Source organism: Corynebacterium sp. AOP12-C2-36, assembly GCF_052379185.1.
Classification (GTDB): Bacteria; Actinomycetota; Actinomycetes; order Mycobacteriales; family Mycobacteriaceae; genus Corynebacterium.
This window is the reverse complement of sequence record NZ_JBQSYJ010000007.1, coordinates 54,756-77,504: the sequence shown is the minus strand read 5'-3', so window position 1 is coordinate 77,504 and position 22,749 is coordinate 54,756. Positions and strand designations below refer to the sequence as shown.

General features: G+C 70.3%; 16 protein-coding genes and 1 pseudogene. 15 read left to right on the top strand and 2 right to left on the bottom strand.

What is annotated here, in order from left to right; genetic code table 11:
- Positions 1-64: 64 nt before the first annotated feature.
- The 15 genes and pseudogenes from ACT3UN_RS07770 (at position 65) to ACT3UN_RS07700 (ending at position 21,171) form a co-directional block, all read left to right on the top strand.
- Positions 65-1,780 (top strand): TIGR04028 family ABC transporter substrate-binding protein, encoded by a 1,716-nt coding sequence (locus tag ACT3UN_RS07770; protein WP_444656856.1) that lies wholly within the window; start codon positions 65-67, stop codon positions 1,778-1,780.
- A 17-nt stretch (positions 1,781-1,797) separates the two neighbouring features.
- The gene (locus ACT3UN_RS07765; protein WP_301442661.1) at positions 1,798-2,739 is read left to right on the top strand and encodes an ABC transporter permease; all 942 of its coding nucleotides are present in this window, start codon (positions 1,798-1,800) and stop codon (positions 2,737-2,739) included.
- Positions 2,736-3,554, top strand: coding sequence for an ABC transporter permease (locus tag ACT3UN_RS07760; protein ID WP_444656855.1), 819 nt, complete (start codon positions 2,736-2,738; stop codon positions 3,552-3,554). The genes ACT3UN_RS07765 and ACT3UN_RS07760 overlap by 4 nt, the downstream gene beginning before the upstream one ends.
- A 14-nt stretch (positions 3,555-3,568) precedes the next feature.
- Positions 3,569-5,251 carry a dipeptide ABC transporter ATP-binding protein gene (locus ACT3UN_RS07755; protein WP_444656891.1) on the top strand — a complete coding sequence of 561 codons (1,683 nt, stop codon included), beginning with the start codon at positions 3,569-3,571 and terminating at the stop codon, positions 5,249-5,251.
- Entirely contained in the window at positions 5,248-6,585 is a 1,338-nt protein-coding gene (locus tag ACT3UN_RS07750; protein ID WP_444656854.1) for an alkylhydroperoxidase domain protein, read from the top strand. Before ACT3UN_RS07755 ends, ACT3UN_RS07750 begins: the two co-directional genes overlap by 4 nt.
- Before the next feature lie 17 nt (positions 6,586-6,602).
- Positions 6,603-7,568: an aldo/keto reductase gene (locus ACT3UN_RS07745; protein ID WP_301442656.1), complete on the top strand. Its 966-nt coding sequence runs from the start codon at positions 6,603-6,605 to the stop codon at positions 7,566-7,568.
- Positions 7,569-7,582: 14 nt separating this feature from the next.
- Positions 7,583-8,173 carry a GNAT family N-acetyltransferase gene (locus tag ACT3UN_RS07740; RefSeq protein ID WP_441582852.1) on the top strand — a complete coding sequence of 197 codons (591 nt, stop codon included), beginning with the start codon at positions 7,583-7,585 and terminating at the stop codon, positions 8,171-8,173.
- A gap of 39 nt (positions 8,174-8,212) precedes the next feature.
- Positions 8,213-8,413 (top strand): hypothetical protein, encoded by a 201-nt coding sequence (locus ACT3UN_RS07735; RefSeq protein ID WP_444656853.1) that lies wholly within the window; start codon positions 8,213-8,215, stop codon positions 8,411-8,413.
- A gap of 204 nt (positions 8,414-8,617) precedes the next feature.
- Entirely contained in the window at positions 8,618-10,912 is a 2,295-nt protein-coding gene (locus ACT3UN_RS07730) for an acyltransferase family protein (protein WP_441582850.1), read from the top strand.
- 5 nt (positions 10,913-10,917) lie between these two features.
- Positions 10,918-12,933 carry an acyltransferase family protein gene (locus tag ACT3UN_RS07725; RefSeq protein ID WP_444656852.1) on the top strand — a complete coding sequence of 672 codons (2,016 nt, stop codon included), beginning with the start codon at positions 10,918-10,920 and terminating at the stop codon, positions 12,931-12,933.
- Positions 12,934-12,976: 43 nt separating this feature from the next.
- Positions 12,977-13,174 (top strand): annotated as a pseudogene (locus tag ACT3UN_RS07720) (SGNH hydrolase domain-containing protein); the annotation flags it as partial.
- 62 nt (positions 13,175-13,236) lie between these two features.
- The gene (locus tag ACT3UN_RS07715) at positions 13,237-15,885 is read left to right on the top strand and encodes an acyltransferase family protein (protein WP_444656851.1); all 2,649 of its coding nucleotides are present in this window, start codon (positions 13,237-13,239) and stop codon (positions 15,883-15,885) included.
- Positions 15,886-15,976: 91 nt separating this feature from the next.
- Positions 15,977-18,556 carry an acyltransferase family protein gene (locus ACT3UN_RS07710; RefSeq protein WP_444656850.1) on the top strand — a complete coding sequence of 860 codons (2,580 nt, stop codon included), beginning with the start codon at positions 15,977-15,979 and terminating at the stop codon, positions 18,554-18,556.
- A gap of 89 nt (positions 18,557-18,645) precedes the next feature.
- Complete coding sequence (locus ACT3UN_RS07705) at positions 18,646-18,816, top strand: hypothetical protein (protein ID WP_441582947.1); 171 nt, start codon at positions 18,646-18,648, stop codon at positions 18,814-18,816.
- 294 nt (positions 18,817-19,110) lie between these two features.
- Positions 19,111-21,171, top strand: coding sequence for a glucose PTS transporter subunit IIA (locus ACT3UN_RS07700; protein WP_444656849.1), 2,061 nt, complete (start codon positions 19,111-19,113; stop codon positions 21,169-21,171).
- A 31-nt stretch (positions 21,172-21,202) separates the two neighbouring features.
- Here ACT3UN_RS07700 and ACT3UN_RS07695 read toward each other — a convergent pair whose 3' ends face one another.
- Both ACT3UN_RS07695 and ACT3UN_RS07690 read right to left on the bottom strand, forming a co-directional pair.
- Positions 21,203-21,940 (bottom strand): hypothetical protein, encoded by a 738-nt coding sequence (locus ACT3UN_RS07695; protein ID WP_444656848.1) that lies wholly within the window; start codon positions 21,938-21,940, stop codon positions 21,203-21,205.
- A complete protein-coding gene (locus ACT3UN_RS07690; RefSeq protein WP_444656847.1) occupies positions 21,933-22,661 on the bottom strand; it encodes a class I SAM-dependent methyltransferase in 729 nt (242 codons plus the stop codon). The genes ACT3UN_RS07695 and ACT3UN_RS07690 overlap by 8 nt, the downstream gene beginning before the upstream one ends.
- Positions 22,662-22,749 lie beyond the last annotated feature (88 nt).

The window sequence follows — 22,749 nt, the reverse complement described above, 5'->3', positions numbered from 1 at the left end:
CGGTGGGCGCACCCTGGAAGAACAGACAGATCTGTTCAGTTCTGTTGAAAGCACTAAAACGCCCATGCCGCCGCTGCACCCGTCACGCCGCACCACCCGCACGAACCGCAGGAACCGCACGATCCTCGCCCCGGTTGCCGCCGCCGTGACCGCCGTCGCCGTCGCGGCGTCCCTCGTCGCCTGCGGGTCGTCCGGCGACCGGGACGCCGGCGCACGGGAACTGGTGTACCTGGAGTCCCTGCCGTTCACCTCCCTGTACCCGCCGGCCGCCGGTTTCTACCCCAACGGCGGCATCCTCAACAACATCACCGACCGGCTGCTGTGGCAGGACCCGGAGAGCCTGGAGCTGCACCCGTGGATCGCCACGGACCTGCCCGAGGTCAACGACGACGCCACCGAGTACACCTTCTCCCTGCGTGACGACGTCACCTACTCCGACGGCACGCCGCTGACCGCGCAGAACGTGGTCGACAACTTCGACCTCTTCGCGCTCGGCGACCCGGACCGCGGCCTGGCGTCGTCGGAGCAGATCAGCAGCTACGAGCGCGGCGAGGTCCTCGACGACACCACCGTGCGCTTCCACTTCACCGACCCGGAGCCCGGCTTCGCGCAGGCCACGAGCTCCTTCAACGCCGGGCTGCTCGCCGACTCCAGTCTGGCGCAGTCCGACGAGGGCTTCGCGCCGGGCAGCGCGACGTCCGTCGTCGGCTCCGGACCGTTCGTGGTCGCCGACGAACAGCTCAACACCGAGGTCACGCTGGACGCCCGGGACGACTACGACTGGGCGCCGCAGGGCCGTGACGCCGCCGACGACCAGCAGGGTGCGGCACAGATCGACCGGGTCAGCGTGGTCGTCACCCAGGAGGACAGCGTGCGCGTCGGCGGGCTCAAGACCGCCCAGGGCGACGTGGCCCGCCAGATCGAGGCCCCGGAGGAGCAGCACCTCGCCGACGAGGGCATCGAGGTGCTGTCCGCGCCGACGAACGGGGTGAACAACCAGCTCGCCCTGCGTTTCCGGCACCCGCTGCTCAGCGACATCCGGGTGCGTCAGGCGATTATCGCCGGCGTGAACCGCGACCGGATCCTGGACTCCCTGTTCAGCGACTCCTACACCAAGGCGACCTCCTCGCTGGCCAGCACCGCGGCGGGCTACCGCGAGCAGGAGGACGCCTACGTCTTCGACCCCGAGCGGGCCCGCGACCTGCTCGACGAGGCCGGCTGGGTGCCGGGTGCCGACGGCGTGCGCGTCAAGGACGGCCAGCGGCTCAGCCTCACCGCCAACGACTCCGCGCAGCAGCCGCGGACACGTGAGGTGGTGACCATGGTCCAGGAGCAGCTGCGCGACATCGGCGTGGAGGTCAACCTGTACCCCGGTGACGTCGCCGCGCAGAAGGCAGCGCAGGTCGACCAGGACCTCATCCAGCTCAACGTGACCATGGTCGGGCGCGCCGACTACGACGTGATCAAGAGCCAGTACTACTCGCAGAACCGCAACCAGCTGCTCAACTTCGACGCCGACGACGAGTCCGTCGGCGACCCGGAACTCGAGGAACTGCTGCTCAAGGTGTCCGGATCGGTCAACGAGGAGGACCGCGCCGCGGCCAGCGGTGACGTGCAGGACTACCTCACCGAGCAGGCGTACGTGCTGCCCTTCTTCGAGGAACCGCAGGTCTACGGCGTGCAGGACTACGTGCACGGCTTCACCACCGACCCGATCGGGCGGCCGTGGTTCTACCCGGTCACGCTCGACACCGGTGCCACAGAAGAGCAGGAGGGCTGACAGACACCATGGACTCCCTGACCACCGGCGCCGTACTGCGGCGCATCGGCCAGTCCCTGCTGGTCCTCTGGGCCACCTTCACCCTGGCGTTCATCCTGCTCACCGCCCTGCCGGGGGACGCGGTGCAGACCCGCTACGCCAACCCGGAGCTCGGCCTGTCGCCGCAGGAGATCGCGCAGATGCGCGAGTCCTACGGCGCGGACGAACCCGTGCTCACCCGCTACTGGAACTCGCTGACCGGCATGCTGCGCGGCGACTTCGGCTACTCCATGGAGACCGGCACCCCGGTGTCCACGATGCTGGGGGAGGCGCTGCCGAGCACCCTGACCCTGGCGCTCACCGGCTTCGTCCTGGCCGTGGTCGTTGCCGTGGTGATTGCGGTGGCCGCGACGTCCTCCCGGTTCGGCTGGGTGCGCGGCGCGTTGCGCGCGCTGCCGCCGCTGTTCATCTCCCTGCCGGCGTTCTGGCTGGGCATCATCCTGATCCAGACGTTCAGCTTCCAGCTGACCTGGGTGCCGGTGATCCACGCCAGCGCGGTGCAGGAACTCATCCTGCCGTCGATCGCGTTGGCGTTGCCGTTGTCCGCGCCGATCGCGCAGGTGCTCATCCGCGGCATCGACGACGCCTCGCGTCAGCCCTACGTGACCGTGGTGCGGGCGCGCGGTGCCGGGGAGCAGTGGATCCTGTGGCGCAACGTGATGCGCAACGCCGCCCTGCCCGCCCTGACCATCGCCGGGGTGACCTTCGGTGAACTCGTCGGCGGCGCGGTGGTCACCGAGGCCGTCTTCGACCGGGCGGGTCTGGGCGCGGCCACCGTGGACGCGGTCTCCACCCGGGACACCCCGGTGCTCATGGCGGTGGTCGTGCTCGCCGCCGCGGCGTTCATCCTGGTCAACCTGATCGTGGACCTGCTCTACCCGGTCCTCGACGCCCGACTGCGCAGGACGGTGACGGCATGACGAGCACGAACCTGAAGACCCTCAGAACCCTCCGCCCCGGCGTGTGGCTCTCCGGCGCGGTGGTGCTCGTCGCCGTCGCCTGGGCACTCGTGCCGGGCGTGTTCGCCTCCGGCGACCCGACGTCCTCCGGGGAGACCGCGCCGCTGCTCGCCCCGTCCGCTGAGCACTGGTTCGGCACGGACGCGGTCGGACGCGACCTCTACACCCGGGTGGTGTGGGGTGCGCGCCAGTCGCTGGCCGGCGCGCTGCTCGCCGTGCTCGTCGGCATGGTCGCCGGCTCCCTGCTGGGCCTGCTCGCCGGCGCGCGCCGCGGCTGGCTGGACGCCCTGGTCATGCGCGTGGTCGACGTCCTGCTGTCCATCCCGTCGCTGCTGCTCAGCCTGGCGGTGATCATCCTGCTGGGTTACGGCACCTTCAACGCCGCGGTCGCGGTGGGTGTCACCAACGTGGCGGTGTTCGCCCGGCTGGCGCGCTCCCAGGTGCTCAGCGTGGCCGGAAGTGACTTCGTCGAGGCGGCGTACGGTTCCGGCGGCACGGCCATGCAGGTGTTGTGGCGCCACATCCTGCCGAACTCGCTGACCCCGGTGGTCGCGCTGGCGGCACTGCAGTTCGGCAGCGCGATCCTGCAGCTGTCCACCCTGGGCTTCCTGGGCTACGGTGCGCCGCCGCCCACGCCGGAGTGGGGCCTGATCATCTCCGAGGGCCGCGACTTCATCGCCACCTCCTGGTGGCTTACGGTGCTGCCGGGCCTGGCGATCGTGCTGGTCGTGCTGGCCACCAACCATCTGAGCCAGTCGTTGCGGAAGGAGTCCTGAACATGACGGAAGCAATGGACTGGGACGACGGCTCCTGGCACGACGAGCGCGCACGCGCGCCGCGTCCTGCCGAGACGCCGCTGCTGGAGATCCGCGACCTGGCGGTGTCCTACCGGACGCGCCGCGGCGAGGTGCACGCCGTGAAGGACGTCAACCTCACCGTCCGGCGCGGGCGGGTGACCGCCATCGTCGGGGAGTCCGGTTCCGGCAAGTCGACCTCGGCGATGGCCACCCTCGGCCTGCTGCCGGACAACGCCACGGTGTCCGGCGAGATCCTGCTGGAGGGACGCAGCCTGCGCGACCTGGGTCGCCGCGAGTGGCGCACGGTACGCGGAAAGCGCATCGGGCTGATCCCGCAGGACCCGAACAACTCGTTGAACCCGGTGAAGACCGTCGGCGAGTCGGTGGGCGAGGGGTTGCGCATCCACGGCCGCAGCTCCCGGTCAGAGCGTCGTGCCAAGGTCGTCGAGTTGCTGGACACCGTCGGCATCGACGATCCGGAACGCCGCTACTCCCAGTACCCGCACGAACTCTCCGGCGGCATGAAGCAGCGCGCGCTCATCGCCGCGGCCCTGGCCCTGGAACCGGACCTGCTCATCGCCGACGAACCGACCAGCGCGCTGGACGTCACGGTGCAGCGCACCATCCTGGACCTGCTCGACCGCATGCGCGACGAGCTGGGCCTGGGCGTCCTGTTCATCACCCACGACCTCGCCGTCGCCGGCGACCGCGCCGACGAGCTGGTCGTGATGCGTTCCGGGGAGGTGCGGGAGGACGGCCCGACCGACCGCGTGCTCACCGACCCGCGCGACGACTACACGCGCCGACTGCTTGCGGACGCCCCGTCGCTGGTCAGCGCCGTGGAGGCGGCGAGTTACCGTCCCGCGACGCCGCAGGACGGCACCCCGGCGCTGCTGCAGGTCACCGGCCTGCGCCAGGAGTTCGGGGACGCCGTCGCGGTGGACGACGTCTCCTTCTCCGTCCTGCCGGGCACCACCCACGCCATCGTCGGGGAGTCCGGTTCGGGCAAGTCCACCGTGGGCCGGGCGGTGACCGCCTTCCGGCGTCCGACATCCGGCGAGGTGCGCCTCGGCGACACGCGCGTGGACACCCTGGATGCGAAGGGATGCCGTGAACTGCGACGACGCGTGCAGATGGTCTACCAGAACCCCTACAGTTCGCTGGACCCGCGCCAGAGCATCGGACGCATCATCGGTGAGCCGCTGCAGAACCTCACCGACCTGTCGCGGGCGCAGGTCGGTGAGCGGGTGGACGGGATGCTCGACCGCGTCGCCCTCGGCGCGCCGGGCTCCGGCATGGCAGAGCGGCGTCCCGCGGAACTCTCCGGCGGGCAACGCCAGCGCGTGGCGATCGCCCGCGCCCTGATCCTCGACCCGGAGCTGGTGGTGCTCGACGAGGCGGTGTCCGCCCTGGACGTCACCGTGCAGGCACAGATCCTGCACCTGCTCGACGAGCTGCAGCGCGAGCTCGGGCTGACGTACGTCTTCATCTCCCACGACCTGGCGGTGGTGCGCGAGATCTCCGACACGGTGTCGGTGATGTCCGGTGGCCGCCAGGTGGAGTCCGGGCGCACCGAGGACATCTTCGAGCGTCCGAACAGCGACTTCACCATCCGACTACTCGACGCGATTCCGGGGCGGCGCTACCGCTCCGGAGGACTTAACCTGGGACTATGAGCGACAGCACAGACAGCGCAGACATCATCGAACTCCTCGCCGGCATCAACCCCGGGGAGCCCGTCGCCGAACTGCGGCGCAACCGGTCGCAGGCCCGGACGAACGCTCAGCACAGTTTCCGGGTGCTGCTCGAGGCCGGCGACGGCGAGGATGACGGCTCTGGCTTCACCGACACCGAGCGGTACGTGGTGGCCGCCTTCGTCGCCGGGCTGCACCAGGGCCAGGCCGCTGACTTCTACGCCGACCTGCTCGGCGACGTGGTGGAGGACGCGGTCGCCACCGCGGTGGCGGAGTCCGTGCAGGCCGGGCTCACCGTGGGGCCGTACGGCACCTACCGCGAGCCGGACCTGGCCGGGGAGTCCGTGCCCGGCCCAGAGTTCAGCGTGGACCCGCACGTGCGCGGGGTGCTCGGCGAGAAACTCACCGCCGCCCTCGAGTTCGCCCACCTGCTAGTCTTCCACCCTCGCGATAGTCGACCGGAGCGCCTTGCTCCCCTGGCCTGGTCGGGGTGGACGCCCACGCAGGTGGTGAGCCTGGCGCAGCTGATCTCCTTCCTCTGCTTCCAGATACGCGCCGCGGCGGGACTGTTCGCCCTGAAGGCGGCGGACGCGATGTACATGCCGCTCGCCGCCGGTCCCGTCCGCCGCCGCGGGAAGGCACAGGAGCGAGAACAGGAACCGGGCGGCCCCGCACCGCTCACCGGCGGCGCATTCGACGTCCTGACCTACCCGGACCTGCACCGTCCCACCCGGTTCGTCAGCCACAGCCTGGGCTGGCAGCCGTGGGTGCCGCCGGTGGAGGAGGACGAGCTCACCGAGCGGCAGCGCACCGCCCTGGTCGACCCGATGCGTGCGAAGTCGTCCTACTTCCGCCTGCTCGCCCGCGACCCGGACGCGCTGGAGGCGCGCACCCTGACCGACAAGGACATCTTCTACAACGTCACCGACGGTGCCGGACGTGCCGAGCGCGAGATCTCCGCGGCGGTGACCAGCCGCTACAACGGCTGCGTCTACTGTGCCTCGGTGCACACCGGGCGCGCCCTGCAGGAGTCCACCGGCCGGGAGGACGACGTCCAGCGGCTCTGCAACGAGGCCGTCGGCCCCGACTCCCTGCCGGACCTGGGATCCGAGGCGTGGAACGCCATCGCCGAGGCCTCCGTGGCGCTGACCAGCACTCCCGTGGACTTCTGTCGGGATCACGTGGAACGGCTGCGCGCCGCCGGGCTGGACGACGCCTCCATTGTCGACGTGATCAACGGTGCGGCGTTCTTCAACTGGGCCAACCGGTTGATGCTGTCGCTCGGGGAACCGGAACTTCCGGCGCGCTTCCGGTAGGGCGTACCGTGGTCGCCATGACAGAGACAAAGCGTATTACCGTCCCCGGCACCGATCTTGAGATCACCCCGCTCAACCTCGGCGGCAACACCTTCGGATGGACCTCGGACACCGAGGAGTCCTTCGCGGTGCTCGACGCGTTTCTCGCCGCCGGCGGCAACTTCATCGACACCGCCGACATGTACTCGCAGTGGGGCGAGGGCCACTCCGGCGGCGAGTCGGAGACCGTGCTCGGCCAGTGGTTCGCCGAGCGCGGCAACCGTGACCAGGTCGTCCTGGCCACGAAGGTCGGCGCACTCCAGGGTGCCGAAGGCCTGGCGCACGACACGGTCGTGTCCAACCTCGACGACTCGCTGAAGCGGCTGCAGACCGAGGTCATCGACCTCTACTACTTCCACTACGACGACGAGTCCGTGGCGATCGCCGACCAGGTCCGCACCGCCGCGGCCCTGGTGGACTCCGGCAAGGTCCGTTACATCGGCCTGTCCAACTACTCCACCGAGCGCATGCGCGAGTTCTTCGAGACCGCCCGCGAGCTGGAGCTCGACCACGCCATCCCGCTGGCGATCCAGCCGCAGTACAGCCTGCTGTCGCGCGCCGGCTACGAAGACGGCTACATGCAGGTCGCCGAGGAGTACGGGGTGGGTGTGTTCAGCTACTTCTCCCTGGCGTCCGGCCTGCTGACCGGTAAGTACCGCAGCCGTGAGGATCTGGAGGGTGCTGCCCGCGAGGGACAGACCGGCGGTTACTTCGAGAAGGACGCCGACCCGTTCAGCGTGGTCGAGGCCGTGCTCACGGTCGCTGAGGCGCATTCCGTGGAGCCGGCGTCGGTGGCACTGGCGTGGCTGCTGGCCAAGGGCGTCACCGCCCCGATCGCCTCGGCGCGCACCCCGGAGCAGGTCGCCCCGCTGATCGCGGCGACGACCCTGGAGCTCACCGAGGACGAGGTCGCCACGCTGGACGCCGCGTCGAGTAGTTTCTGAGTAGAATCCGTGGCATGAACCACGGCGCAGGCAACGGAACGGATGACACGCACGGCCTCCCGGTGATCCGCCCGGAGGCCGCCGACGGTGGCGACGCCGGCGAGATCCGCTCGCTCACCGCGGCAGCCTTCGAGGGTATCGAGCACTCCGACGGGCGCGAGCCTGCCATCGTCGATGCCCTGCGCGCCGCCGATGCGCTCACGTTGTCTCTGGTCGCGGTGCGTTCCGGCTGGGTGATCGGACATGTGGCGGTGTCGCCGGTGACGCTCGAGGGCGACACGTCAGGTGGCGTGGCAGGGGAGGACGCCGGGCGCTGGTTCGGCATCGGCCCGCTGTCGGTGTCCCCGGCGCACCAGGGGGAGGGGATCGGTGCGGCGCTGATGCGCAGCGCCCTGGAGTTCCTCGACACCACGAAGGACGCCACCGGTGCGGTCCTGCTCGGCGACCCCACCTACTACGACCGTTTCGGTTTCGCCGCCCGCGAGGGCCTGGTGATGGAGGGACTGCCGCAGGAGAGCGCGCCCTACTTCCAGGCGCTACGGCTCGACGGGGAAACGTCCTACCCGCGTGCGGTGGTGAGCTACCACCCCGCGTTCGGGTCGTAGCTGGAAGGTCAACGAGAGGTCCAAGAGAGGACCGACGACATGACTGAAGAACCAGCGATACCGGGCGCTATCGACCGTGACCGGTTGCGTCGCACGCTCGGGGAGGCCCGCCCGGCACATGCCCAGGCCGTCGCCGAGAATGACGGCTGGAGCACCATGCTTCCGGGGCTACCGCTCGTGGCCGACAGCGACTCATTCGACGGCGCCGTCGCAGACATGGTTGATCCCTTGCGGGCCTAAGCGATCGACTGGGGCGACCACCTCCGCCTCGCCGACAATCACCAAGGCAACCGGGATCTTGTCCGGATGGTCGACCTGTCCACGGATGAGCAACTCACCGGGTGGCTCACCTCCTAAGCGGGTGATGGCAGACCCCCACCGTCCCACCCCGCCCCGGCGGGCCTTCGTGCCGTAGGGCCCCGGCGGCGATACCATGTGAGCGCTATGGATTCGACACACACGCGACGCCAGCCCGGTGCCAGTTCACAGGCCGGCCCCCGGTCCGGCAGCAGGTACCGGGGCCACCGCAGGGACATCGACGGCCTGCGCGGTCTGGCGATCGCGCTCGTCGTCATCTTCCACGTCTTCGTCGGCCGGGTCTCCTCCGGCGTGGACGTGTTCCTGCTGCTCGGCGGCATCTTCTTCTTCTCCCCGCAGATCCGCAACGCGCTGAACCCCGCCGGGCTCACCGTGGTGCAGTCCTTCCTGCGTATCTTCCGTCGCCTCTACCCGGCGCTGATCACGGTCGTCACCGTGGCTGTCATCGCCTCGGTGCTGATCTTCAACCGGGTGCGCTGGCCGGAGGTCGGGGAGGACGCCGGAGCCTCGCTGCTCTACATGCAGAACCTGCACCTGGCGAACCTCGGCCAGGAGTACACGGCGGTGAACCGCGAGGTCAGTGTGTTCCAGCACATCTGGTCGATGTCGGTGCAGATGCAGATCTACCTCGGCTCCCTGCTGGTCATCGCGGCGGTGGCGGCGATGTTCCAGCGTCACGTGCGTTCCAGCTCGCAGGTGCTGCACTGGGGTCTGGTGGTGGCCACCGTGGCCAGCTTCGGCTACGCCACCTGGCTCGGCGGCCACGACCAGGGCGCGAACTACTACTCCCCGTTCTCCCGCTTCTGGGAGATCGGCTTGGGTGGGCTGTTCGGCATCTGGCTGCTGGGCCGCGCGCTGCCGGCGGTGTGGGCACGCCTGCGCCTGGGCGCCGGCATCGTGGGCCTGGTGCTGATCATCGGCACCGGCCTGTTCCTCGACGGAGCCGCGCAGTTCCCCGGCCCCTGGACGCTCGTGCCGTTGGCCGGCGCGATGCTCGTGGTGCTCGCAGGCAACCCCGTCGCCGGGGAGGACGCCGCGAGCACGCAGGACGCCGCGACCTCGCAGGCCCCGGCGTCCGGCGTGACGGCGATGCTGTGTGCCGCGCCGTTCCAGTTCCTCGGCCGCATCGCCTACAGCCTGTACCTGTGGCACTGGCCGGCGTTGGTGCTGGTCACCTACCTGATGTCGCAGGGTGCCGAGGTCGCCGCCCCGGGCGGCGGCACCGGTTTCCTCAACGGCATCACCGCCACCCTCGGCAACGGGGAGGGTTTCCTCGTCGGCTCCGTGGTGGTGGTCGTGTCGGTGCTCCTGGCGTGGGCGACCTACCGCTTCATCGAGACCCCGCTGCGCCAGCAGGCCAAGCCGGAACGGGCGACGGCGCTGTCGGCGTCCTACGTGCGCTCGTCCGTGGCGGGACGCCGCGGCACCGTCGGCGCGGTGTGCGCGCTGGTGATGGTCGTCGCCACGGCCGCCGTGGTGTCCTTCGGGCCGGTGATCGAGCACCGTAACCAGCTCGCCGCCGCCGTGGACGCCGACGACATCGACCCCGCCGAGTACCCCGGCCCGGCCGCCTTCCTCGACGACGCTCCCGCCCCGGACGACGTCCCCGTCGAACCCGACCCCGCCGTCGGGGAGGAGGAGATGCTGCCGCAGACGCAGAAGGACGGCTGCTTCTCCGGCTTCGCCGAATCCAACGTGATCTTCACCAAGCAGTTCAACTCCTCCGACGAACCCTGCGTATACGGCGACGTGGACTCCGACCGCACCATGTACCTCGCCGGCGGCTCGCACTCCGAGCACTACCTCACCGGCCTGGAGGAGGTCGCCGAACAGCAGGGCTTCAAGATCGTGCCGCTGCTGAAGATGGGCTGCGTGCTGGGCATGAACCTGCCGCACCTCAGCGGCGACCCGTACCCGGAGTGCGCGGAGTGGAACGACAACGTGCAGCAGTTCATCTTCGACAACCCGCCGACCGACGGGGTGTTCATGCCGTCCACCAGGCCCACCATGATCGAGGGCGACGGCCCGGACGTGGTGCCGCCGGAGTACGTGGAGATGGTGCAGCGTCTCACCGACGCCGGCATCCACACCTGGGGCGTCCGCGACACCCCGTGGCACATGGCGGGCCCGGGCGTGCAGGGCAATGCGCGCCTGTGCGTCGCCGAGGGCGCCGAGGACGATGCCGGCGGTGACTGCGGCATCGCCGAGGAGGCCAGCCTGTCGCCGGTGAACCCCGCGCCGGAGGCCTACGAGGGCCTCGACATCACCAACATCGACCTCACCGCGGCGCTGTGCCGTGACGGGCGCTGCCCGGCGGTGGTCGGCAACGTGCTGGTCTACCGCGACGGCCAGCACTTCACGTCCCTGTTCTCCTCCCTGCTGGCACCCGAGATCAGCCGGCAGATGTACGACGCCGCCTGATCGCCGTGGCAGAAACGAAACCTGCACTGAAACCAGAGAAGAAACGCACCGTCCGACGCATCGACATCGACGGCCTGCGTGGCCTGGCGATCGCGCTGGTGGTGGTCTTCCACGTCTTCGTGGGCCGGGTGTCCGCCGGGGTGGACGTGTTCCTGCTGCTCGGCGGCATCTTCTTCTTCGCCCCGCAGATCCGCAACGTCCTGAACCCGGCCGGGCTCACGGTGGTGCAGTCCTTCCTGCGCATCCTGCGTCGCCTCTACCCGGCGCTGGTCACCGTGGTGACGGTGTCGCTCGTGGCCGCGCTGGTGGTGTACGCGCCGGTGCGCTGGTCGGATGCGGGGGAGGACGCCGCGGCGTCGTTGCTCTACGTGCAGAACCTGAACCTCACCCGCCAGGGCGACGACTACGCCGCGATCAGTGCGGACGTGAGTCTGTTCCAGCACATCTGGTCGATGTCGGTGCAGATGCAGGTCTACCTCGGCTCGCTGCTGGTCATCGCCCTGCTCGGGTCGATGTACCGCAGGTGGCCGAGGGTCGGGATGGCCCTGCTGCGGGTGCTGCTGCTCATCGGCACGGTGGCCAGCTTCTGCTACGCCGTGTGGCTCGGCGGGGTGGACCAGGGCGCGAACTACTACTCGCCGCTGTCGCGTTTCTGGGAGATCGGCCTGGGCGGACTGTTCGGCATGGCCGTGCTGGGCCGTACGCTGCCCGCCGCGTGGGCACGCCTGCGCTGGCCGGCCGGGGTGCTCGGCCTGGTGCTGATCGTGGCCACCGGCCTGCTGCTCGACGGCGCCGCCCAGTTCCCCGGACCCTGGACCCTCGTGCCGCTGGCCGGCGCGATGCTCGTGGTGCTGGCCGGCAACCCCGTCGCCGAGCGGGACGCCGCGACCACGCGGTCCACGACGTCCGGCGTGACGGCGCTGCTGCGCACCGCGCCGCTGCAGTTCCTCGGCCGTACCGCCTACGGCCTGTACCTGTGGCACTGGCCGCTGCTGACCCTGGCGACGTTCCTGGCCACCGACACCACGCAGGCCGCGGCGGAGGAGACCGGCGCCGAGGCGTCCGACGCAGGTCTGCAGGGCATCACCGCCACCCTCGGCATGGGCACCGGCGCGGCGGTCGGCGCCGGCGTGATCGCCGCGTCCGTGGTGCTGGCCTGGCTCACGCTGCGGTTCATCGAGGTGCCGCTGCAGCAGTCGGCGCGCCCGCCGCGCTCGTTCGTGCTCGGCGACCACGCCTACCTGCGGGCCGCGCTGCGCAGCCGCGGCAAGACGACCGCGGCGATGGTGATCGTCGCCGCCAGCGTCGCGGTGATGGCCTTCGGCCCGCTCGTCGAGCGCTACAACGAGGACCGGGCGACCACCCTGGCCACCGAACCGGTCGACCCGCGCGACTACCCCGGCCCCGCCGCCTACCTGGAGGACGCCCCGGTGCCCGACGGCGTCGACGTGGTCCCGGGCACCACCGAGGTCGATCCGATGATGCCGCAGACCCAGGACGACGGCTGCTACTCCGGCTTCGACGAGACCGGACTGGTGCTGACCAGGGAGTTCAACGAGTCCGACGAGCCCTGCGCCTACGGCGACGTGGACTCGACGCGCACCATGTACCTGGCCGGCGGCTCGCACTCCGAGCACTACCTGCCCGCCCTGGACCGCATCGCCGCCGAGCGCGGCATCAGGGTCGTGCCGCTGGTGAAGATGGGCTGCGTGCTCGGCGAACCGCTGACCCGCGACACCGGTGAGGCCTACCCGGAGTGCGCGCAGTGGCAGGTCGCCGCCGAGCAGTACATCCTGGACAACCCGCCGACCGACGGGGTGTTCATGACCTCCACCCGGCCCACCACCATCGCCGGCGACGGGCCCGACCAGGTGCCGCAGGGCTACGTGGACGTGGTCTCCCGCTTCACCGCCGCCGGCATCCACACCTGGGGCGTGCGCGACACCCCGTGGCTGATGGCGGGAGCAGGGCACGCAGCTCAACGGGCGGCTCTGCGTCGCCGAGGACGGCGACAAGGGTGACACAGGGACGTCCGACTGCGCCGTCGCGCAGGACGAGGCGCTCGCCGCGTCCAACCCGGCGACGTCCGCCCTCGCCGGGCTGGACGTGACGCACCTCGACCTCACCGCCGCGGTGTGCCGCGACGGGCAGTGCCCGGCGGTGGTCGGCAACGTGCTGGTCTACCGTGACTCCCAGCACCTCAGCAACCGCTTCGCCGGGATGCTCGCCCCGGAGATCACCCGGCAGATGTTCGGGGCCTGAACACCTCCACCGGTGTGTCGTGGGGGTAATGGGCTGAGAGTCGACTTAATATCGACGACGAGATGACGCCCGCCCCAGCCCCAGGACCCCCACCCGCCCCAGCACAAGGCCCCGCCCCCGTGCTCGGCGGGCGGCGGTCGTCGCGGCGTACCCACCGCCGTGACATCGACGGGCTGCGTGGCCTGGCCATCGCCCTGGTGGTCGTCTTCCACGTGTTCGTGGGCCGGGTGTCCGCCGGGGTGGACGTGTTCCTGCTCATCGGCGGCATCTTCTTCTTCGCCCCGCAGATCCGCAACGCGCTGAACACCGCCGGTCTGACCCTGGTGCAGTCGGTGGCGCGCATCGTGCGCCGCCTCTACCCCGCACTGCTCACCGTGGTCTGCCTGGTGATGCTGCTCGCGTTGGCGGTCTACCCGGTGTCGCGGTGGACGCAGGCCGCGGGCGACGCGGCGTCCTCCCTGCTCTACGTCCAGAACCTGCACCTGGCCGCCGAAGGCAAGGAGTACTCGGCGATCAACCGGGACGTGAGCCTGTTCCAGCACATCTGGTCGATGTCCGTGCAGATGCAGATCTACCTCGGGTCGCTGCTGGTCATCGTGGTGCTCGCGGCGCTGTTCCGGCGTCACCCGCGCACCGGCACCCGGCTGCTGCACCGCGCGCTGTCGGTGGCCACGGTGGCCAGCTTCGCCTACGCGGTGTGGCTGGGCGTGCACGACCAGGCGCTGAACTACTACTCGCCGTTGTCGCGCTTCTGGGAGATCGGGCTGGGCGGCCTGTTCGGCATCTGGATGGTCGGCCGCAGCATCCCGTGGGTGTGGCGCTGGCTGCGCTGGCCGGCCGGGGTGGTGGGCCTGGTGCTGATCGTGGCCACCGGCCTGCTGCTCGACGGCGCCGCCCAGTTCCCCGGCCCCTGGACGCTCGTGCCGCTGACCGGGGCGATGCTCGTCATCGTGGCCGGCACGCCCGTCGCCGAGCCGGACGGCAACCGGGCGCGTGCGGCGGCGGAGGGGCGCACCGTCGCGTCGGTGGGGGTCACCCGTCTGCTCGACGGACGGATCTTCCAGTTCCTGGGGCGCACCTCCTACGGCCTGTACCTGTGGCACTGGCCGCTGCTGGTGCTGGCGACCTACCTCTTCGCCGAGGCTGGCTCGGCCGGCACCTCCGGCACAGGGGAGACCGGCGGGACCGGCGGGACCGGTGAGTCGGCGTCGGACGGCCTGGCCGGCATCACCGCCACGTTGGGCACCGGGCGCGGCGTCGCCGTCGGTACCGGCGTGGTGGTCGTCTCGCTGCTGCTGGCGTGGGCCACCCACCGGTTCGTGGAGACCCCGCTGCGCCAGCACGGCAAACCGGAACGCTCCTGGATGCTGACCGACCGGCGATACTGGGCGTCGCTGCTGCGCTCCCGCGGGAAGCTGGTCACGGTGACCGCCATCGTGCTGGCCAGTGCGGTCGTGCTCTCGTCGGAGCGCATCGTGCAGGACCGGGTCATCGGGCCCAGCCTCGCCGCGGAGGACGTGGGCTCCGGCGCCACCGACGGCACGTCCGACGACTACCCGGGGCCGCGCGCCTTTCTCGACGACGGCACCGGCGTCCCCGACGACGTGCCGGTGCGTCCCGCACCCGTATGGGACAAGTCCGTGATGCTGCCGGAGACCTCCCTCGACGGCTGCCTCGTGGGCATCGAGGGCGAGGACCTGGTGCTGACCAAGGATAACAACACCTCCGACGAGCCCTGCGCCTACGGCGACGTGGACTCGACACGCACCATGTACCTCGCCGGCGGCTCGCACTCCGAGCACTACCTGCCCGCCCTCGACGCCATCGGGCGCGAGCGGGGCATCCGGATCCTGCCGCTGGTCAAGGTCGGCTGCGTGCTCGGCGCGCGGATCGAGCGGATGAACGGCGAGGACTACGACGAGTGCTACGCCTGGCAGGACAAGGTCGAGGACCACATCCTCGACAACCCGCCCACCGACGGGGTGTTCATGACCTCCACCCGCCCCACCGCGCGGACCGGCGCCGGGCCCGACCAGGTGCCCGACGGGTACGTGGACACCGTGCGCCGGTTCAGCGACGCCGGCATCCACACCTGGGCGGTGCGCGACAACCCGTGGCGTCAGGTCGACGGGTCGCTGGGCAACTCCATGCTCTGCGTCGCCGACGGCGGCTCACCGGAGGACTGCGGCCCCTCTGCCGCCGAACTGCTGGAGACCAACCCCGCGCAGGACGCCTACCGCGGGCTCGACGTCACCCACCTCGACCTCACCGCCGCCTACTGCCACGACGGGGTGTGCCCCGCGGTCGTCGGCAACGTGCTGGTCTACCGAGACGGCAACCACTTCACGCCCACCTGGTCGGCGATGATGGCCCCCGAGATCGAACGGCAGATGTACGACCCCGCCCCGGCCGACGAGCAACGCCGCGTGGTGGCGGACGCCGTGCGCGCCAGCGGCGACGCGGCGTCCGGCGGTTCCGGCAGTTCGGGCGGAGCCACCGCGCCGGCGCTGGCGCCGAAGGACGTCTTCGTGCTGCCGCGCCCGGAGACGGAGCCTGTGCCGGAGCCTGTGCCGGAGCCCGCGCAGGAATGGGTCGACCCCGGCTACGTGGAACCGGGCTACGTGGATCCGGGCTACGTGGATCCGGGCTACGTGGACCCCGGGTGGGTCGACCCGGGCTACGTCGACCCGGGTTACGCTCCGCCTTACTGAAGCATTACCTTGCCCGACACCCCCGTGTAACGCTCCGGGGCCCTGGCGTGTTCAGTATTCCGGGTCGGTGGGCGGTATGCTGTAGCGCGCCATGAACTCTTCCTCCTCGCAGCCAGGGACGTCCAGCGCGTCCACAGGGCGTCCCCGGGCCTCACACCGCCGGGACATCGACGGGCTCCGTGGACTGGCGATCGCACTGGTCGTCGTCTTCCACGTCTTCGTCGGACGGGTCTCGTCGGGCGTGGACGTGTTCCTCCTCGTCGGCGGCATCTTCTTCTTCGCCCCGCAGATCCGCAACGCGCTGAACCCCGCAGGCCTCACCGTCGTCCAGTCGTTCCTGCGCATCCTGCGCCGCCTGTACCCGGCCCTGATCACCGTCGTCGCCGCCACCCTGGTGCTCGCCGTGGTGGTCTACGCCGAGGTCCGGTGGGTCAACGCCGGCAACGACGCCTCCGCCTCGCTGCTCTACATCCAGAACTTCCACCTGGCCAGTGAAGGCCAGGAGTACACCGCCATCAACCGGGACGTGAGCCTCTACCAGCACATCTGGTCGATGTCGGTGCAGATGCAGATCTACCTCGGGTCGTTGCTGGTCATCGCCCTGCTGGCGACCCTGTTCCGCAAGAAGGCGAAACCCGGCACGAACCTGCTGCACCTGCTGCTGGTCATCGGCACCGCCGCCAGCTTCGGCTACGCCACCTGGCTGGGCCAGCACGACCAGGCCGTGAACTACTACTCGCCGTTCTCCCGCTTCTGGGAGATCGGGCTGGGTGGCCTGTTCGGTATCTGGCTGCTGGGTATCGCCATCCCGCGCTCACTGCGGTGGCTGCGCTGGCCGGCCGGCCTGGCGGGCCTGGCCCTGATCATCGCCACGGGCCTGTTCCTCGACGGTGCGGCCCAGTTCCCCGGCCCCTGGACGCTGCTGCCGCTCGCCGGCGCGATGCTGGTCATCTTCGCCGGCAACCCGGAATCCGATACGTCCGACGCGTCTGACCCGTCCGCCGCAGCGGGGGAGAAGCTGCCCGCGCCGTCCACCGGCGTGAGCCGTCTGCTCGACGGACGGATCTTCCAGTTCCTGGGGCGCACCTCTTACAGCCTGTACCTGTGGCACTGGCCGCTGCTGACCCTGGCGACGTTCTGGTTCTCCACCTCGACGGCCTCGCAGGCCGGCGGGCTGCGCGGCATCACCGCCACGCTCGGCCCGCTCAACGGTGCCCTCGTCGGCACCGGCGTGATCGCCCTGTCCCTGCTGCTGGCGTGGCTCACCCACCGCTTCGTGGAGACCCCGCTGCGTCAGAAGAAGAAGCCGCACCACTCGTGGGTGCTCTTCGACCGCGGCTACTGGCGGGCGTCGCTGCGCTCGCGCGGCAAGGTCGTCGCCACCCTGGTCATCGTCCTGGTCACCGGCGCGGTGTTCGCCTTCGGGCCCGTCGCCCAGGCACGCATCGACAACCGGGCCCGCGAGCTCGGCGTGCAGGACGTCGACCCCGCCGAGTACCCCGGTCCCAACGCCTTCCTGCAGGACGCCGACGTGCCGGACGGACTGCCCGTCCTGCCCGACCCGTCCGACGACGCACCGATGCTCGCCAACACCCTGAAGGACGGCTGCCTCGCCCACTTCGGCCACACCGACCTGGTGATGACCAAGTGGTTCAACGAGGAGGACGAGCCCTGCGCCTACGGTGACCTGGAGTCCGACCGCACGATGTACCTCGTCGGCGGTTCCCACTCCGAGCACTACCTGCCGGCGCTGGAGCGCATCGCCAAGCAGCGCAACTTCAAGATCGTCCCGATCCTGAAGCTCGGCTGCGTGATCGGCATGGACATCCCCAAGTGGGACGGCTCGGACTACCCCGAGTGCCGCGAGTGGCAGAAGAAGGCCGAGGACTTCATCTTCGAGAACCCGCCGTCCGAGGGCATCTTCATGACGGTGACACGTCCGACCACCATCGAGGGCGACGGGCCCGACCAGGTGCCGAACGAGTACGTGGAGATGGTGCGCAAGCTCTCCGACGCCGGCATCCACACCTGGGGCGTGCGCGACACCCCCTGGGTGCTGGACTCCCCCGGGGTGCAGGGCAACGCGCGGCTGTGCGTGGCCGAGGACCGCGGCGACGAGGACTGCGGTGTCGACGAGGAGGAGTCGCTGGCACCGGTGAACCCGGCGCTGGCCGCCTACCGTGGGCTCGACCTGACCAACATCGACGTCACCGACGCGGTGTGCCGCGACGGACGCTGCCCCGGCGTGGTCGGCAACGTGCTGGTCTACCGCGACGCACAGCACTTCACGAACCTCTTCGCCGCGATGCTCGCCCCGGAGATCTCCCGGCAGATGTACGACCCGGAGGCGCTGGAGGAGACCGAGCGTGAGCAGGAGGCGTCCCCCGGACCCGACTCGCCGGACGGTGAGGTGCAGAAGGACGTCTTCCGCCTGCCGAAGCCCGGCGAGGAGGACGGTGCCGACGGCGCCGACGGCGACGGTGCTGCCGACGGCGGCGACGGCGGTGCGTCCGACCCCGTGCCGGACCCCGCTCCCGACCAGGGTTGGGTCGACCCCGGCTACGTCGATCCGGGGTACGGGTACCAGGACCCCGGCTACGTGGATCCCGGCTACGGCTACCAGGATCCGGGCTACGTGGACCCGGGGTACGGCTACGCGCCCCAGTGGTGACCGCCTGACCCCGCGCCGCGTGCCCGATCCGTCCTTCCCGCGGCACGGAACCACCGGATCCGGCACGGCACGCGGGGTCGCCCGGTAGCGTGAGGGAAACGCGGGACGGCAGGACGTTGCTGCAGCTCAGCACCGCGCGCCGCGGCACCACTGAGTACCGCCGCGGCCTGCCCACCCTCAATGGGCTGGCCACCGCCGTCACCGCGCAGGGCACGGGCGGCGGAGCTCGCCGGCAGCGTGATCACCGGCACCGCCAGTGAACTGGAGTACAAGGCCGTGTGCATCATCGTGAGCGCCCTCGATGGGGTGGACGTGACCGTGCAGGTCAACGCGCAGATCCGTGGCTACTACTTCGACATCGTCATCCCGGAGGCGCGGAGGTGCTCGACACCGTGCTGTTCAACCTGGCCAACCCGCGCACCCGCAAGTTACGGGTCGAGGAGATCCCCACGGACCGCAGCGTGCACGACTGGCACAGACGGTAGAACGCCGCGGTTGCCGTAGCCTGGTGCAATCCCGTAGCTACCCCAGGAGCGTGCAATGAGGAGTGTGAGATGAGCCAGGAAGAGATGGTGTGCCCGTTGGCGGGCACCGTCATCGAGATGTCGGAGGTCCCCGACCCGGTGTTCGCCCGCGAGGCGATGGGGGTCGGCTTCGGCATCACCGACACCCCGGGCGGCGAGGTCTGCTCCCCGGTCACCGGGGAGGTGGTGATGGTGGCCAAGACCGGCCACGCGGTGGGGATCGCGACCGACTCCGGCCTGCAGTACCTGGTCCACCTGGGTCTGGACACCGTGGAGCTGGAGGGCCGCCCCTTCACCGTCGACGTCGCCAAGGGTGACACGGTGACCGCGGGTCAGAAGATCGCCACCATGGACGTCGCGGCGATCACCGAGGCCGGCAAGTCCACCACGACCGTGGTGGTGGTGACGAACTCGAAGAAGATGGTCGACCACCTCGACGTGACCGTCGGCGAGGCGGAGCGCGGCGACGTGGTCGCACAGGTGTTCCTCGCCGGCGCGGCCGATGCAGGGACCGACGCAGGGACCGACGCACCGGCCGCCGCGCCGGCGGCGGAAGCGCCGGAAGCGCCGGAAGCCTCGGGGCGTCCTGCGGGGCTGGACGGTTTCGACCTCACCGCGTGGGAGATCCTGGACAACATCGGCGGTGCGGAGAACGTCCGCAGCGTCACGCACTGCATCACGCGGGTGCGCTTCTACCTGAAGGACGCCGACCTCGCCGACGACACCGCCGTCGCGGACCTCGACGGGGTCATCGACGTGGTGCGCGCCGGCGGGCAGTACCAGGTCGTCATCGGTGCCGACGTGGAGGACGTCTACGACGCCGTCGAGCGGCGGCTCGAGGCGTCCGGCGCGGGAGGCGCGGGCGGCGGAGACACAGGCGCCGGTGCGCCCGACGCGGAGCCGCGCGAACGCCCCACCACCGCGGTGGGGTGGGTGAAGTACGGGTTCTCCGAGCTGATCGGCGTGATCACCGGGTCGATGATCCCGGTGATCGGGCTGCTCGCGGCGTCCGGCATCATCAAGGGCGTCCTGTCGCTGCTGCTGAACTTCGACCTGGTCGCCGAGGACTCGAACACCTACCAGATCATCAACGCGATGAGCGACGCGGTGTTCTTCTTCCTGCCGATCTTCGTCGGGTTCACCGCCGCACGCAGGCTGGGGGCGGACCCGATCATCGTCTCGATCATCGGCGGCGTGCTCTGCTACCCGAGCCTGGTGGACATGTCCGAGACCGAGGGCGACAGCGCGCTGCTCGGCATGTCGCTGAACTCCGACTTCTTCGGCATCCCCTTCCACGTGGCGAGCTACTCGTACTCGATCTTCCCGATGATCGTCGCCGCCTGGCTGGCCTCCGTGCTCGAGCCGTGGCTGAAGCGGGTGATCCCGAACATGGTGCGCATGATCTTCGTGCCGTTGTTCGAGGTCGTCATCGTGTCCCTGGCGATCCTGCTGATCCTGGGGCCGGTGGTCATGTTCGTGTCCACGGGCATCGCGAACCTGATCCAGGGGCTCTACGACCTCTCGCCCACGGTGTCCGGCACGGTCATCGGTGCGCTGTACCAGTCGCTGGTGATCTTCGGGCTGCACTGGGCGGTGATCCCGCTGGTGGCGCAGGACATCGCGGCGAACGGGAACTCCTACCTCCACGCCATCATCTCCGTGACGATGGTCGCCCAGGGTGGCGCGGTGCTGGCGGTGTTCCTGCGCACCAGGATCGAGAAGATCAAGACCCTGTCCGGCCCGGCGGCGATCTCCGCGTTCTGCGGCATCACCGAGCCGGCGATGTACGGGGTGAACCTGAAGTACGGGCGCGTGTTCATCATGGCGTCCGTCGGTGGTGCGGTCGGTGGACTGCTGACCGGCCTGTTCAACGTGAACATGTGGGGCTTCACCGGGTCGCTGATCGGCTTCACCTCCTTCGTCAACCCCGACGACGGGGTGGACGCCAGCTTCTGGGGCTACCTCATCGCCTCCGCCGTGGCGCTCGCCGTGGCGTTCACCCTGACCTGGTTCTTCGGGTTCAAGGATTCCGACGTGGACAAGGGGCGCGAGGTCGAGAAGGTCCGGCTGGGGAGCCGGGAGCCGAAGTAGGACGGCGCGGGGGCGCGGCGGCGCGGCGGGCTCAGCCCTCCACGACCCCGTCGCCGTCGCTGGCGTCCATGAGGTCCTGCACGGTGGCGAACTCGTCCAGGCCGAAGCGCTCCAGCATGCCGGTGGAGCCGTCGGTCGGCCACACCTCGGTGCCGGCGACGGGCAGGAATCCGAGGGAGTCTCCGTCGGGCAGGCAGAAGATCACGGTGTCCATCGCGGTGAGGTTCAGCAGCGCGTCACCGAGCAGGTCGTGGGGGAACAGGGTCACGAGGATGACGTCGGACGGGCCCTCGGCGCCGTCGTTCCCGTCGGCACCTGTGGCGTCCTCGCCTGCGTCGTCCTCACCGCTGTCGCCGGCGACGAGCGCGGGCAGGGTGCTGCGGATCTCCGGGGTGGAACGGATCCCCTCGAGGTAGGCCTGCGCGAGGTTCTGCCGGTGAAGGCGCTGGTTGGTGTCCTCGTCCTGCAGGGAGCGCACGAACATGCCCGGCCCGCTGGCAGGCCCGCCGTGGGACCCGCCGTGCGGCATGGCCTCGGGGCTGGTCTCCTGGTCCACGGCCCACTCGGCGTAGCTGCGCATCGCCGGCTTCTCCTCGCCGGAGAGGAACTGCAGGTCACGGTTGGCGGCGTACTTCGCCTCGGAGAGTTTCTGCGCGCTGCCGGTCATCGGCGCGTTGATGCCGTAGTAGGTCCACTGCGGCGCGGTGGTGGGGTCGTGGCGGAACACGACCTGCGCCACGGAGTTCGACACGGGGGTGGGCTCACTCATCGTGGTCACCTCCGGCGGGCTCGGCGAGCTGCAGCACGGCGACCATGAAGTCGCTCGCGTCGGTTCCCTCTGTGCCGTCGGTGAACGGCTGCAGCTCCCACGAGGAGAACCGCTGGACGAGACGCAGGCCGGCGGCCGTGACGTCCTGCGCGAACTCCTCGACGGAGCGCCCGCGCGACAGGCCGAAGCCGACGACGAGGCGTCCTGCCGGGGCCAGGCGTGACGCCAGGACGCCGAGCGCCTGGCGGTGCGCGGCGTCGGGGATGAACGCCAGGACGTTGCCGGCGGAGACGATGATGTCGAACGGGCCGGACGGCACCTCCGCGTCGGACGCCAGGTCGCCGACCGCCCACTCCACGCCGGAGCCGACGTAGCGCCCGCGCGCGTACTCCACGAGCTGCGGGTCGATGTCGACGGCGGCGACGAGGTGGCCGCGGGCGGCCAGGGCGGCGGCGACGCGTCCGGTGCCGGAGCCGGCGTCGAGGACGCGGGCGTGGCGCGGTGCCATCGCGTCGACCAGCCGGGCCTCACCGTCGATGTCCTTGCCCTCGTGCTCGAAGCCCTCCCACCGGGCGATGTAGCGCTGCGAGTGGGCGGGGTCCGCCCCGGTGACGGACGCCCAGGTGGTGGTCGCGTTACCCGCGGGGCCGGTCCCGGACTGGGGCTCAGGCGAGGGTTCTGACGGTACTGGCGGTACTGACATGGGCTGGATCGGACTCATGCCCACCAGTATGCCAGTCGACCGGTGTGGTGGGGCCGCACGCGGTGGCCGGGTGGTTCTTTGAGGGTTCTTCACACAACTCCAAAAG

Coding starts and splice junctions, on each gene's coding strand:
- ACT3UN_RS07745 (WP_301442656.1), top strand. CDS start 6,603: ATGACAGAGACAAAGCGTATTACCGTCCCCGGCACCGATCTTGAGATC.
- ACT3UN_RS07760 (WP_444656855.1), top strand. CDS start 2,736: ATGACGAGCACGAACCTGAAGACCCTCAGAACCCTCCGCCCCGGCGTG.
- ACT3UN_RS07740 (WP_441582852.1), top strand. CDS start 7,583: ATGAACCACGGCGCAGGCAACGGAACGGATGACACGCACGGCCTCCCG.
- ACT3UN_RS07730 (WP_441582850.1), top strand. CDS start 8,618: ATGGATTCGACACACACGCGACGCCAGCCCGGTGCCAGTTCACAGGCC.
- ACT3UN_RS07700 (WP_444656849.1), top strand. CDS start 19,111: ATGAGCCAGGAAGAGATGGTGTGCCCGTTGGCGGGCACCGTCATCGAG.
- ACT3UN_RS07695 (WP_444656848.1), bottom strand. CDS start 21,940: ATGAGTGAGCCCACCCCCGTGTCGAACTCCGTGGCGCAGGTCGTGTTC.
- ACT3UN_RS07750 (WP_444656854.1), top strand. CDS start 5,248: ATGAGCGACAGCACAGACAGCGCAGACATCATCGAACTCCTCGCCGGC.
- ACT3UN_RS07755 (WP_444656891.1), top strand. CDS start 3,569: ATGGACTGGGACGACGGCTCCTGGCACGACGAGCGCGCACGCGCGCCG.
- ACT3UN_RS07770 (WP_444656856.1), top strand. CDS start 65: ATGCCGCCGCTGCACCCGTCACGCCGCACCACCCGCACGAACCGCAGG.
- ACT3UN_RS07735 (WP_444656853.1), top strand. CDS start 8,213: ATGACTGAAGAACCAGCGATACCGGGCGCTATCGACCGTGACCGGTTG.
- ACT3UN_RS07710 (WP_444656850.1), top strand. CDS start 15,977: ATGAACTCTTCCTCCTCGCAGCCAGGGACGTCCAGCGCGTCCACAGGG.
- ACT3UN_RS07715 (WP_444656851.1), top strand. CDS start 13,237: ATGACGCCCGCCCCAGCCCCAGGACCCCCACCCGCCCCAGCACAAGGC.
- ACT3UN_RS07690 (WP_444656847.1), bottom strand. CDS start 22,661: ATGAGTCCGATCCAGCCCATGTCAGTACCGCCAGTACCGTCAGAACCC.